General features: G+C 39.2%; 14 protein-coding genes. All 14 read left to right on the top strand.

All coding sequences use genetic code 11. The features are described 5' to 3' along the window. Nucleotides 1–5: 5 nt before the first annotated feature. A complete protein-coding gene (locus AC1DDK_RS16775; protein WP_477633972.1) occupies nucleotides 6–728 on the top strand; it encodes a phytoene/squalene synthase family protein in 723 nt (240 codons plus the stop codon). Between the two features lie 8 nt (nucleotides 729–736). Beyond that, nucleotides 737–1,231 (top strand): hypothetical protein, encoded by a 495-nt coding sequence (locus AC1DDK_RS16770; RefSeq protein ID WP_337716318.1) that lies wholly within the window; start codon nucleotides 737–739, stop codon nucleotides 1,229–1,231. Nucleotide 1,232: 1 nt separating this feature from the next. Then, nucleotides 1,233–1,772, top strand: coding sequence for an isopentenyl-diphosphate Delta-isomerase (gene idi / locus AC1DDK_RS16765; protein WP_288879409.1), 540 nt, complete (start codon nucleotides 1,233–1,235; stop codon nucleotides 1,770–1,772). 4 nt (nucleotides 1,773–1,776) lie between these two features. Beyond that, nucleotides 1,777–2,247, top strand: a complete 471-nt coding sequence (locus tag AC1DDK_RS16760; RefSeq protein ID WP_288879408.1) for a sterol desaturase family protein — start codon at nucleotides 1,777–1,779, stop codon at nucleotides 2,245–2,247. Continuing rightward, entirely contained in the window at nucleotides 2,244–2,960 is a 717-nt protein-coding gene (locus AC1DDK_RS16755; RefSeq protein WP_337716317.1) for a lycopene cyclase domain-containing protein, read from the top strand. The genes AC1DDK_RS16760 and AC1DDK_RS16755 overlap by 4 nt, the downstream gene beginning before the upstream one ends. 48 nt (nucleotides 2,961–3,008) lie before the next feature. Beyond that, on the top strand, nucleotides 3,009–4,202 hold the full coding sequence (fabV, locus tag AC1DDK_RS16750; RefSeq protein WP_337716315.1) for an enoyl-ACP reductase FabV: 1,194 nt from the start codon (nucleotides 3,009–3,011) through the stop codon (nucleotides 4,200–4,202). A gap of 67 nt (nucleotides 4,203–4,269) precedes the next feature. Then, on the top strand, nucleotides 4,270–4,740 hold the full coding sequence (locus AC1DDK_RS16745; protein ID WP_288879405.1) for a hypothetical protein: 471 nt from the start codon (nucleotides 4,270–4,272) through the stop codon (nucleotides 4,738–4,740). A 272-nt stretch (nucleotides 4,741–5,012) separates the two neighbouring features. Then, the gene (locus AC1DDK_RS16740) at nucleotides 5,013–7,247 is read left to right on the top strand and encodes a beta-N-acetylhexosaminidase (protein ID WP_337716313.1); all 2,235 of its coding nucleotides are present in this window, start codon (nucleotides 5,013–5,015) and stop codon (nucleotides 7,245–7,247) included. Nucleotides 7,248–7,256: 9 nt separating this feature from the next. Next, entirely contained in the window at nucleotides 7,257–8,054 is a 798-nt protein-coding gene (locus AC1DDK_RS16735; protein WP_288879403.1) for a HipA family kinase, read from the top strand. Continuing rightward, complete coding sequence (locus AC1DDK_RS16730; RefSeq protein ID WP_288879402.1) at nucleotides 8,032–8,418, top strand: DUF3037 domain-containing protein; 387 nt, start codon at nucleotides 8,032–8,034, stop codon at nucleotides 8,416–8,418. Before AC1DDK_RS16735 ends, AC1DDK_RS16730 begins: the two co-directional genes overlap by 23 nt. Next, nucleotides 8,418–10,325 carry an AAA domain-containing protein gene (locus AC1DDK_RS16725; protein WP_288879401.1) on the top strand — a complete coding sequence of 636 codons (1,908 nt, stop codon included), beginning with the start codon at nucleotides 8,418–8,420 and terminating at the stop codon, nucleotides 10,323–10,325. Before AC1DDK_RS16730 ends, AC1DDK_RS16725 begins: the two co-directional genes overlap by 1 nt. 75 nt (nucleotides 10,326–10,400) lie before the next feature. Then, nucleotides 10,401–11,210 (top strand): serine O-acetyltransferase EpsC, encoded by an 810-nt coding sequence (gene epsC, locus AC1DDK_RS16720; RefSeq protein WP_172663065.1) that lies wholly within the window; start codon nucleotides 10,401–10,403, stop codon nucleotides 11,208–11,210. Nucleotides 11,211–11,260: 50 nt separating this feature from the next. Further along, nucleotides 11,261–12,133, top strand: coding sequence for a cysteine synthase CysM (cysM, locus tag AC1DDK_RS16715; RefSeq protein ID WP_288879400.1), 873 nt, complete (start codon nucleotides 11,261–11,263; stop codon nucleotides 12,131–12,133). 133 nt (nucleotides 12,134–12,266) lie between these two features. Continuing rightward, nucleotides 12,267–13,763 carry a tagaturonate reductase gene (locus AC1DDK_RS16710; protein WP_337716311.1) on the top strand — a complete coding sequence of 499 codons (1,497 nt, stop codon included), beginning with the start codon at nucleotides 12,267–12,269 and terminating at the stop codon, nucleotides 13,761–13,763. Nucleotides 13,764–13,794: the final 31 nt, after the last annotated feature.

Raw genomic sequence — 13,794 nt, 5'->3', positions numbered from 1 at the left:
GACACATTTATGCTATTTATGGCTTTGTTCGCCTGGCCGATGAGATCGTCGACAGTTTTCATAACTATGATAAACAAAAGCTGCTTGAAAAATTCAGCCGGGATTGTTTCGAAGCTATTGAGGCCGGGATAAGTCTGAATCCTGTTTTGAATTCATTTCAGCAAACTGTTAATCAATATCAGATTAGCGGCAACCTAATCGATCTGTTTCTAAAAAGTATGGAAATGGACCTGGAACAGAACACCTATACACAGGAAAAATACGACCAATACATTTTAGGTTCGGCACAGGTAGTTGGACTAATGTGCTTAAAGGTTTTTACCGAAGGTGATGATAAAGAGTATAATAGGCTTACAGAATCGGCTATGAAATTGGGATCTGCTTTTCAGAAAGTAAACTTTTTAAGGGATGTTAAGGCCGATTATAATAACCTTAGCCGAACATATTTTCCAGGTGTAAATCTTTCCAGTTTTTCAAATGCCGATAAGAAAATGATCGAAGAGGATATTGAAAATGAGTTTAAGGCTGCTCTTGTGGGGATAAAACAATTACCTTCTTCTTCAAGAAGAGGAGTTTATCTTGCCTACATTTACTATAGGGAATTATTTCATAAAATAAAAAGAACTACCGCCGAGTGCGTGTTGTCTGAACGGATAAGAATTTCAAATAGTCATAAAATTGGTTTAATGTGCGACTCAATCATCAGATATAAAATAAATGCTTTATGAGGGTTTTAATGTTATTAATTATTTTTATTTCACTTTTGTCATCCAAAATCATTGTGGCTAATGAACCGAACTTGTCTGAATTACGAGATTTATATTACAGGGCGGCTGAAAATAAAGAATCTGCTTTCAGACTTTCAGCAATGCTCAAAACTGTCGACACCCGTTCTCCATCAATTCTGGTTTGTTATAAAGGTGTATCTGAAATGCTGGAAGCTAAATATTTAATAAATCCGTTTAATAAACTGAGTAAATTTAAAAACGGAAGAAAGTTAATTGAACATGCAGTAAAAGCCAATCCTCACGAAATTGAAATCAGATTTCTGAGATTTTGCATTCAAACAAATCTTCCAGGTTTCTTGGGATATAAGGATCATATAAAGGGAGATAAGGCTTTTTTGATAGCTCAGGTAAATAAAATAAACGACGGTGAACTTAAACAAAAAGTGAAAGAATATTTGTTTAACTCTAAATGTTGTTCTTCAGAAGAACTGAAAAAGATATAAGATGATAGAAAACGAAATACAGCTTGAAAACGTAATTCTTGTGGATGAACATGACAACATTATTGGAACAATGCCTAAAATGGAGGCTCACCTCCAGGGAAGGCTTCACAGGGCATTTTCTGTGTTTGTATTCAATAGTGACGGCCAATTGCTCTTGCAGCAAAGAGCAGAGGAAAAATACCACTCCGGCGGGAAATGGACCAACACTTGCTGTAGTCACCAGCGTTTGGGAGAGCAAAGCATTGATGCTGCTAATCGCAGGCTAAAAGAGGAAATGGGAATGGAGTGCACACTCAACTACGGGTTCAATTTTACCTACCATGCAAAATTGGCCAACGGAATTTCAGAAAACGAATTCGACCACGTATTCTTTGGTATGAGCGATGCAGTACCTCAGCCCGATTACACAGAGGTAGCGGCATTCAGATATGTGGATATGGAGACTTTAGCGCAGGATATCTCAGAACATCCCGAAATTTATACCGAATGGTTAAAGATTTGTTTTAATCAGATTATGGATTATTATCACAGATTTATTTAGTAAAATGAACAGCTGGCTTTTAAATTTTCTGGTGGCAGTAGGAACTTTTATTGCGATGGAAGGGGTTGCCTGGTTTACGCATAAGTATATCATGCATGGCCTGCTCTGGTCACTACATAAAGATCATCATCATAAAGAGCATGATGGTTTTCTGGAAAGAAACGATTTCTTTTTTCTGATTTTTGCAATACCAGGCATAATTTGCCTTGCGTTAGGCTCCTTTTACGGAATATCTCCAGCTTTTTGGACCGGTATTGGAATAACGCTATATGGCGCAGCCTATTTTTTTGTTCATGACATTTTTATACATCAGCGCTTCAAGATCTTTAGAAATTCAGAACATTGGTATTTTAAAGCCATAAGAAGAGCACATAAAATGCATCATAAACATCTTACTAAAGAGCGGGGAGAATGCTTTGGCATGCTATGGGTGCCATTCAAATATTTTTTCAGCAGTAAAGGAACGCCATCATGAAGTATACCTATCTGCTTATTGATTTTTTTACCGCCATCATTCCATTTATATTTTCTTTTCACCCTAAGCTGAATTTTTATAAAACCTGGAAAGCCTTTTTCCCTGCAGTAATAATAACGGGTATGATTTTTATTTTGTGGGATGTATACTTTACCAGTTTAGGAGTCTGGGGCTTTAATTCAAGGTATCTTATCGGGGTAGCAATAGGGAATATGCCTGTCGAGGAAATCCTTTTTTTCTTTTGCATTCCTTATTCCTGCGTTTTTACCTATCATTGCCTTGATCTATGGATTAAAAGAAATTTACCTCAAAGAATAGAGTTGGTGTTAACCACTTTGTTGATCTTTGTATTTGCAATAACGGGGATTTTGTTGAACGATAAGATTTATAGCATGGTAACTTTTATAGGTTTGGCTGTACTGATGGCCGTAGCCAGATATATACTTAAAGTAAGCTGGTTACCAAAGTTTTACCTGATCTATGGAATACTGTTAATTCCTTTTCTTATTGTGAATGGATTGCTTACCGGGACCGCTCTGGAGGAACCCGTAGTGTGGTATAACCAAGCTCAGATTATTGGGCTTAGAATCCTGACCATCCCCGTTGAGGATGTGTTTTATGGTATGGCTTTGATCCTTCTGAACCTTTTAATATATCTTCATTTGAAGATTAAATATCAGTTAATCAGCGGGTATTCAGGTAAACCCATATAGGTAATGTAAAAAAACCTTAATATTGTCAATCAAAAGAAAAATAGATTTATGATTATAGAACCTAGAATGCGCGGGTTTATTTGCCTTACGGCACATCCAAAAGGATGCGAGCAAAATGTAATAAACCAGATCAATTATGTAAAGTCAAAAGGTGAAATTGAAGGTCCTAAGAAGGTCCTTGTAATTGGTGCCTCTACGGGATTTGGATTAGCATCAAGAATAACAAGCGCGTTTGGATGTGGCGCAGCCACCGTTGGGGTTTATTTTGAAAAACCACCTGCACCGGGTAAAACGGCTTCGCCGGGATGGTATAACACTGCAGCTTTTGAACAACAAGCTCAAAAAGCAGGTTTATATGCTAAAAGTGTAAATGGTGATGCGTTTTCTACTGAAATAAAACAAAAAGTAATTGACCTGATCAAAGCTGATCTAGGACAAATTGATCTTGTAGTTTATAGTCTGGCATCTCCTAAAAGAGTACATCCAATAACTGGTGTAGTTCATAATTCGGTTTTAAAACCAATTGGCGAGACCACGTTTACCAACAAAACTGTCGATTTTCACACCGGAGTAGTTTCTGAGGTTTCTATAACCCCGGCTAATGAAGAGGAAATAGAAAATACAGTTGCTGTTATGGGTGGCGAAGATTGGGGTATGTGGATTGATGAATTAAAAGCGGCAAATTTATTGGCTCCAGAGGCAATTACTGTAGCTTATTCATACATCGGCCCTGCGGTTACTGAAGCGGTTTACCGTAAAGGGACTATCGGCAGAGCTAAAGATCATTTAGAAGCTACTGCTTTTGCAATATCTGACAAACTGAAAGACATTAATGGAAAAGCATTTGTTTCTGTAAACAAAGCATTGGTTACTCAGGCAAGTTCTGCTATACCGGTTATTCCTTTATACATTTCGTTGCTTTATAAAATCATGAAAGAGAACGGTACACATGAAGGATGTATTGAGCAGATGCAACGTTTATTTGCTGAGCGTTTATACAATAAAGGTGGTATCGCTACTGATGAGCAGGGCAGAATCCGTGTAGACGATTTAGAAATGGACAGCGATGTACAAGCCAAAGTTGCTGCACTTTGGGCCGAAGCAACTGAAGAATCGCTTCCTAAAATTGGTGATCTTGCCGGTTATAAGAGAGATTTCTTAAACCTGTTCGGCTTTGATGTTGATGGTATCGATTATACAAAAGATACTGACGAGATGGTTGCTGTTCCCGGATTGGTTTAAATTTTTTTAGTGGTGTAGCGTTTGCTTGTAAATATTGGTATAGGTTATTAAAACTAATGAGATAATTATGAGAACCAAACCATTAAAACTATTGATCCTTTTCTGCTTTCTTATAGTTGCTGCTATGTTTAGCAGTTGTGAAAAGAAAACAGATGAGGATAAATTGAAAATTAGTTACGGAACATCTTTTGGTATGTGTGTGGGTTATTGTAATAGCCAGCTCTTTATTTCCAAGGCAAAAATTGAATTAAAGAAATACGAGAACAAACCGAATGCAGCTCCAAAAGTATGTACCGCAGAAATGGCAGAAACGGATTGGTCTAAACTTGCCGATAGTATTGACCTGAATGTTTTTAATCAGTTAAAAGAGTCTTATGGTTGTCCGGACTGTGCCGATGGTGGTGCTGAATGGATTCAGATAGAATATGGAGATAAAAAGCATAAGGTTACTTTTGAATATGGAAAGGAACCAAATGAAGTTAAACCATACATTTCTACTTTGAGGGCGCAGTTTGCCACTTTTAAAGATTGTAAATAGCATTTATAGCATTAAATCATAAGACAATCGTCATCCTGAGATAAATTCAGGATGACAAAAGTTCAAAAAAGAGGATACTTTTATATCCTCTTTTTTTATTTGTTTTTTACGCAAACGGTTGCATTAACTCATGCAAACGTTTGTTTGCCTTTTCGCCAAAATCCTCATTATTTTCTCTTAAAATAATTGATTAACATTGTGTTAACGGAGTAATCGCTTTCAATATCAAGCCAGTTCCTGAACCTAAACACACACCTTAAACTAAATATACTATGAAGACCAGACTAACCAGATGGGTGATGCTCGGCGTACTGCTAATCAGTTCATTATCAATGTATGCTCAGTTCAATATTATCCCTCTTCCATCAAGTATCAAAGAAAACGGAGCCTCATTTACACTTAACGGTCAAACAAAAATATATTACGAGAAAGGCTTAAAACAACAGGCAGAACGGCTTTATGCAGCACTGTCTCCTGCAACAGGGTTTGATTTCCAGATTTCAGATCAGCAAAAAGCTGCAAAAAACATAATTGTGCTAAAGATTGGCAAAGGAGGTGCTCCACTAGCCAAAACCGACGCGCTAAATAAAGAAAGCTATAAGCTAAGCGTTAAAAATGATGTAATAACAATTGAAGGTAATAGTCCGGCTGGTGTTTTTTATGGTACCCAAACGCTGTTACAAATGCTGCCTGCAGAGATTTATAACAAACAGCTTCAAAGAAAAACAGTTTGGAAAATTAAAGGAGCAGAGATTGCCGATGCCCCATCTTACGAGTGGAGGGGGATGATGCTTGATGTTGCCCGTTATTTCTTCGGAAAACATTATGTGCTTAAGCTTATCGACATGATGGCAATGTACAAAATGAACGTGTTGCATTTCCACCTTACCGACGATGCCGGATGGCGCCTTGAAATTAAAAAATATCCAAAACTTACTTCTGTAGGTGCGTGGCGAGGCGAGGGTGCAGAACGTACCGGCGGCTACTATACCCAGGAAGATATTAAAGAAATAGTAGCCTATGCTACGGCCAGAAACGTAGATGTTATTCCGGAGATCGAAGTACCGGCCCATGCCTTAGCATCGATAGCAGCTTATCCGGATTTGTGCTGTACTGGTGAACAATACACCGTTCAAACCCAACATTCTATAAGCAAAGAGATTTACTGCGTTGGTAAAGAATCAACTTTTGATTTTCTGGCCGATGTGTTTAAAGAAACCTTTGCGTTGTTTCCTTCTAAATACATTCACATAGGTGGCGATGAAGCTCAATATGACCGTTGGAAAACCTGCCCGCATTGCCAAAAAAGAAAGAAAGAGCTTGGTGTTCAAACAGAAAAAGAAATGCAGGTTTATTTTAATCAGCGCATTCAGAAAATGGTAAAAGGATATGGCAAAACCATTGTTGGCTGGGACGAGATCATTGAAGATGGTTTAAAAGATAAAGCGGTTGGTATGATCTGGCACGATCAGAAAAAAGCCTTTAAAGCCTCAGAAGCTGGTCATTATTCAGTAATGGCATTAACCGGATATTGTTATTTTGACGTTGCAGAAAGCAATATCCCGGGCGAGGTAAAAGCGGCAACATGGTTGCAGCCAATCTCCTTAGAAAAAGCTTACCAGTTAAACCCAATGCTTGAAGGTTTAGATCCAAAATACCGTCCGCAGATATTAGGCGCAGAGGCTACATTATGGTCAGACCAGTTTATTCACGGTACTGTACTTCAGGAAATTGCTGCGATAAACGAAGATCGTTCAGAAAAATATTTTGAATACTTAACCTTCCCAAGGATGTCGGCCTTAGCCGAAGTTTGCTGGACACCACATGAAAAACAAGCATGGCCTGATTTCGAAAAAAGAATAAGAACTCATTATAAACGTTACGACAACGCAGGTTATGGCTATCGTGTGCCTCTGCCTAAATTGACCGGCAATGAAAAAGGTGCAAACGGTTTTACCATAAAGCTGGAAAGTGATGTTCAAGGCGCTGAAATCAGATATACTACTGATGGAACCCGTGCAAACGTATATTCTCCGGTTTATACACAAGCGGTAACAGTACCTAAACTATCAGATTTTAGTGCAATTACTGTGGTAAACCGCAATCAGTACTCGCTTCCGCTTTATTTTCCTGAGAAATACGACAAGTTTAAAAAGTATGGTCAATTGGTTGCCGAGTGGAAACCATCATCAGTAAAAGGAAAAGACTTTGGAACGTTTGAAATCAATGCAACGGGAAAGATCAATGAAAACGGCGAATATGTACTTTCATTCTGGTATACAGAAGGTCATTCGCGTTTAGAGATCAAATCTGTTGAGCTTTATAAAAACGGTGTTAAGATCGCGGAGGATGTTCATGATGGCTACACAGGATCCAGTCAGGAAAATAATCAATACAAATTTAAAGTTGATGCTTACGAAACAGGAGCAGCCTTTACAATAAAAGCTGTGGTAAGAGGCGATGTTGACAATGATTCGAATGGTGCTGTTTTTATTAAAAAACAGTAATTTCGTGGCATGAATAAAATCCATCCTCAATTGAGGACTGTTAATGTAATTCGATATGTAACGCCTTTGCGCGAAGGAGGCTCCATGCCTGCCATTGCAGAGGCCGACGACGAGTTTCTATATGTATTGAAGTTTCGGGGCGCCGGACAGGGTGTAAAAGCCCTTATTGCAGAAATTATTGGAGGCGAAATTGCCAGGGCACTTGGATTTAAAGTGCCCGAAATAGTTTTTGCCAATTTAGACGAGGCCTTTGGTCGTACCGAACCCGATGAAGAGATCCAGGACCTGCTTAAAGCCAGTATCGGCTTAAATTTAGCTTTGCATTATCTTTCCGGAGCCATAACGTTCGATCCAACGGTTACTACTGTTGATGCTAAGTTAGCGTCACAAATTGTATGGTTAGATTGTTTATTAACCAATATGGATCGTACTGCGCGCAACACCAATATGCTCATCTGGCATAAAGAGTTGTGGCTGATAGACCATGGCGCATCTTTATACTTCCATCATTCAATGCAAAACTCGGAGGAACAGGCTGTAAGACCGTTTGCACTGGTTAAGGATCATGTATTATTGCCACAGGCAAGTGAGCTAGAGGAAGTTGATGCAGCGTTTAAGGCAATCCTGACGAACGAACTGATCAGGTCAATTGTATCATTAATTCCAGAAGACTGGCTTAAAGATGAATCTGGTCAGGAAACTACAGAAGAACGCAGGCAGGTTTATAGTCAATTCTTGATTTCAAGGGTTGCTAATTCAGAGGTTTTTGTAAAAGAAGCACAAAATGCAAGAGAGTCACTTATTTGAGTACGCCGTTATTCGTGTGGTTCCAAGGGTTGAACGCGAAGAATTCATTAATGTGGGTGTGGTATTGTATTGTGCAAAACAAAAGTTTTTAAAGGCGCTGATTTCTTTAGATGAAAGCAGACTCGAAGTATTTAAGGCAGACCTGGATTGCGATGTGCTAAAAGCGAATCTTATAGCTTTTGAGCGCATTTGTGCTGGAGAAAAGGATAGTGGTCCAATTGGTAAATTGGATGCCGCCTCGCGCTTTAGATGGCTTACTGCTACACGAAGTACCGTTGTGCAGGCATCAAAAGTACATCCCGGATTTTGTAAGGATGCAATGGAAACGCTTGATAAGCTACACCAACAGCTTGTGCTTTTATAATGGAGTATTTTAAAAAGCTCCTCGATTTACTTAAAATTGAGCGGCAGGAAGATCTTGATTCTTACCTGCGATTGACCGCATCGGCTTCAGTAGCTGATCGTCGTGAAAATGGATTAACATGGTATCCCATTGCTATTCGTGGTTCCGAAACGGGTAGGGGCGATTACCTTACTGTTGAGGTGGAACGTACTACCCATCATGATATTTCGCACCAGCTTAGGTTTGGTGCGTCGGCAGTTTTGTTCTCTAATCACGACCCTGAAAATGACAGGTTTGAAGGAACAATTAGCCACCAGAGTGGAAACAAGCTAAAAATAACACTACTGACAGAAGAACTGCCCGATTGGGCCAGCGATGGTAAATTGGGTATAGACCTGCTGTTTGACGACAATAGCTACAATGAAATGCAGAATGCGCTTAAACAAGCGCAGAAACCAAAAGAGAAAGCTGCAGATTCAGTATTAACCGATGTATTAACAGGGCAAAAGGCACCTACGTTTGATACCAGTTTAACAAATATCGTTATCCCTCAGCTAAACCCTGTTCAGCAAAAAGCAGTTAACAAGATCTTGCAGGCGCAGGAACTTGCTATAGTTCATGGGCCGCCGGGAACAGGTAAAACAACCACACTTGTACAGGCCATTAAAGCTTTGATTGCTAAAGATGGTCAGAAAGTACTGGTTGTTGCACCAAGCAACACAGCTGTAGACTTGTTAAGTGAAAAGCTTGCCGAAGAAGGACTAAATGTATTGCGTGTGGGTAATCCGGCAAGGGTTTCTGAACGTTTGGCATCCTTAACTATGGATAGTAAAGTTGCTGAGCATAGTGCCACTAAAGACCTGCGATCGCTTAAAAAACAGGCCAATGAGTACAAGAATATGGCTCATAAGTATAAGCGCAATTTTGGTCGTGCAGAGCAGCAACAACGCAAAGCACTGTTTAATGAGGCGCACAAAATAATGAAAGAGGTGAACAATGCAGAGCAATATATTATTGATGATGTTGTGGCAAAAGCCCAGGTCATTACTGCTACCTTAATTGGCGCCAACCATTATACCGTTAGAGACGTTAAGTATAAAACCGTTGTGATTGATGAAGCCGGACAAGCTTTGGAACCTGCCTGCTGGGTGCCAATATTAAAGGCAGAAAAGGTAGTGCTGGCCGGCGATCATTGTCAGCTGCCACCAACGATTAAGTCTACACAGGCGGCAAAAGACGGCCTAAGCAATACCCTAATGGAAAAATGCACGGTAATGCATCCCGAAGCTGTTGTTTTGTTAGAGGAGCAGTACAGAATGAATACACAAATCATGGGCTATCCATCTTCAGTATTCTATAAAAATAAATTAACCGCACATCCCAACGTGGCCAACAGGCTGCTGTTTGCCGAAGAACCTCCACTAGAATTTATAGATACTGCAGGTTGTGGCTTTGACGAGAAACTGGAAGGAACCAGTACCACCAACCACGAAGAGGCTGTGTTTTTATTAAAACATTTAACGCAACTGGTTGCCAAACTAAACGACCATTATACGGTTGCCGACTTTCCTACAATAGCCATTATATCGCCATATAGACAACAGATTGCTATACTTAATGACCTGATCACAGGATCTGAAGAATTAATGGTGTACAGGAGCAAAATCAGCATTAATACCATTGATAGTTTCCAGGGGCAGGAGCGAGACATCGTTTACATTGGCTTAACCAGAAGCAATACAGATGGTGCAATAGGATTTTTGGCCGATACCAGAAGAATGAACGTGGCCATGACAAGGGCCAGAAAGAAACTGGTTGTTATTGGTGATAGTGCTACACTCTCCAGATCAGTATTTTATTCTGATTTTATCAGCTATGCTGAACAATGTAACGCCTATATAAGCGCATGGGAGTTTGTCGGTTTTTAATCACTTAAACAATGAAATTAGCAGGATTGTGATTAATTTCATTTCTTTACACTAAAATCAAACATTACTCTTAAAATGAACGAGGAATTTTATCTTCATATATATAATAAACAGCTTCAAATTGAGGCTGTACCATCCAATCAGGAAGTTGCTGAATGGGCAATGAATTTAATGAATTTGTTGTATCCAGAGCGTTTAACCTCGCCAGATTATTCAATTAATGAGATTAAGCGTTTCTTTTTAAAGCAAGAAAAAGAGCTGGTAAGGATATTAAATGCCACCAAAGCTTGTGAGCATAGCGATAATGAAGGAATAGCCAGAAAGATTTTTGAGAGTGTACCAGAGTTGTACAGAAGGATGAATACAGATATTTCTGCAATTCTGGAAGGCGATCCGGCTGCTAAAAGTGAGTTTGAAATTATCAGAAGTTACCCCGGTTTCCTTGCAATTGCCTTGTACAGGATTGCACATGCTTTGTTGCAAGCCGAAATTCCTATTGTACCCAGAATCCTTACTGAATATGCGCATTCCATTACCGGTATAGATATTCACCCCGGTGCGGTAATAGGCGAGTATCTTTATATTGACCACGGTACGGGCCTCGTTATTGGAGAAACTACCGTTATCGGAAATTATGTAAAGCTGTATCAGGGCGTAACTCTTGGCGCATTAAGCGTAGAGAAATACATGGTGGGCATAAAAAGGCATCCAACTATAGAAGATCACGTAATTATTTATTCGGGCGCAACCATTTTAGGTGGCGATACCGTTATCGGGCACGATTGTATTATAGGTGGAAACGTTTGGTTAACTAAAAGCGTGCCCCCACATTCAACCGTATATCATCAGTCGGCAGTTAAGGTTATCGAAACCAAGCAACCTTAAAATTAGAGTCGTTAATAAAATTGTAAATCAGAGAAAAGCGTAGTTTAATAATGGGAAATATTGTTGAGTTTGTTGGAAACACACCACTTGTAGAAATTCAGAGGTTACATACTAATCCGAACGTTAAGATTTTTGCCAAGCTGGAAGGGAACAATCCCGGAGGCAGTGTAAAAGATAGGGCAGCATTAAATATGATCCGCAGTGCAATAGATCGCGGAGATATTAAGAAAGGAACAAAACTGATTGAAGCTACAAGCGGTAATACAGGTATTGCCTTAGCGATGATTGCGTCTATATATGATCTGGAGATTGAGCTGGTAATGCCTTCTAATTCAACACGTGAACGTACCCTAACCATGGAAGCATACGGGGCAAAGGTTACTTTGCTTGAATCTATTGAAGTATGCAGGGATTATGCAGAGGAGAAAGGCGCCCAACCAGGTTATTTCTTGTTAAACCAGTTTTCAAATCCAGATAACTACCTGGCCCATTATAAAACCACCGGTCCTGAGATTTGGAAAGACACCAATCAGCAGATTACCCACTTTGTAAGCTCCATGGGCACAACCGGCAGTATTATGGGTAATTCTATGTTTTTAAAAGAAAAGAACCCGGATATACAGATTATAGGTTGCCAGCCAACTGAAGAATCATCAATACCAGGAATCAGAAGATGGCCAGAGGCTTATCTGCCAAAGATCTTTGATCCGAGCAGGGTAGATAGGGTAATGGATGTTTCACAGCAGGAAGCCACAGATTTTGCACGTAAACTTGCTAAAGTGGAAGGCATATTTGCAGGTATGAGTACCGGTGGGGCACTTGCCTGTTCATTAAGATTGGCCGAAGAACTGGAATCAGGACTAATTGTGTTCATTGCATGCGATAGGGGCGACCGCTATTTGAGCAGTGATCTTTTTGGATAGTACATTTCTTACGGATTTAGCAGGCAATTGTAACAGATTGTAACGATAACGATTGCGTAAATAATTTCCTCTTAAAACATTCATTCTTTATAATATTTATGTAGAATTGTTTTAGACAGAGCGAAATTTCAACATGACTATTTCTAAAGATATTTTAAAGAACCTAAAAAATGAAAACGTTATCATTCCTGATAACACATTATTAAATCTTCCTGAAAAGGTATTGCAGTTTGGAACCGGTGTTTTACTACGCGGGCTTCCAGATTATTTTATTGATAAAGCAAACCGTAAGGGTTTGTTTAATGGCAGGGTAGCTGTTGTTAAATCGACTAGTAAAGGCGACCTTAAAGATTTTAATGAGCAAAATGGATTGTATACAATCAGCGTAAGGGGTCTGGAGAACGGACAAACTGTTAAAGAGAACATTATATCCTCGTCCATCAGCAGAGTTTTATCGGCCGACAAGGAGTGGAGCGATATACTTAAAATCGGACAAAGTCCCGCTTTACAGGTTGTTGTCTCCAATACAACGGAGGTTGGTATTAGCTTATTAAAAGAAAGCATTGATTTAGCTCCTCCAGTTTCTTTTCCGGCAAAGCTATTGGCTGTGCTTTATGCACGATATAAAGCGCTTGGAGATATTAATGCTGCTGATATTGTGATTATTGCTACAGAACTAATTCCTGAAAACGGAAAAAAATTAGAATCAATTGTATTTGAACTTACCGAATTTAATAAGCTTGAACCTGAATTTGTAAGCTGGCTAAAAGCGCATGCTCATTTCTGCAATTCTCTGGTTGATAGGATTGTTCCCGGTAAGCCTGATGTCGCAACTTTAGAGAAGCTAGAGGAACAGTTAGGTTACAGTGATAACTTGTTGATCATGGCTGAACCTTATCGTTTATGGGCTATTGAGGGTGACGAAAAAGTTGCCGGGCTATTAAGCTTTAAGGAAGCAGATAAGGGCATAATTGTAAAACCTGATATCGAAATTTACAGAGAGCTAAAGGTAAGGCTGTTAAACGGTTCTCATACCTTATCATCTGGGATTGCCTATTTAGCTGGTATAGATACCGTAGCAAATGCAATGGCCGATCAAGCCATAAAAAGCTATATCGTAAAGGTAATGCAATCGGAAATTGTGCCTGCAATACCTTACGAAGTTCCGGGCGATGAGGCCATGGTTTTTTCGGCCGCGGTTCTGGACAGGTTTGCAAATCCATACATTAAACATTTATGGATCAATATCACTTTTCAGTATACCATGAAAATGAAAATAAGGATATTACCTGTTTTAACTCAATATTATAAGCTATTTAATAAGGTTCCATCAAGTATCGCTTTCGGTTTTGCTGCATTCTTATGTTTCATGAGAACTCAAAAAAAGGAAGAAAATCAGTACTTTGGGCAATACGATGGTAAGGAATACCTGATTACTGACGATCAGGCTGCTTATTTCTATGAAAAAAGCAAGATTGACGAAGCTGAGTATGTAAACTCAGTATTGTCAGATCAGCAGTTATGGGAAACCGACCTGCCAGGCCTTAAAGATTTTATTAAAACAGTAGAAGAAAATTATAACAACATAAAAACCTTTGGCATTACAGAAGCACTAGCCAAAACAAAATAAAAAAACAACCCAACCAAATACTAAACCAAAT

This window comes from Pedobacter sp. 05T44, assembly GCF_056395985.1.
Note: the sequence above shows the minus strand (reverse complement) of the source record. Positions and strands in the feature narration are given on the sequence as shown.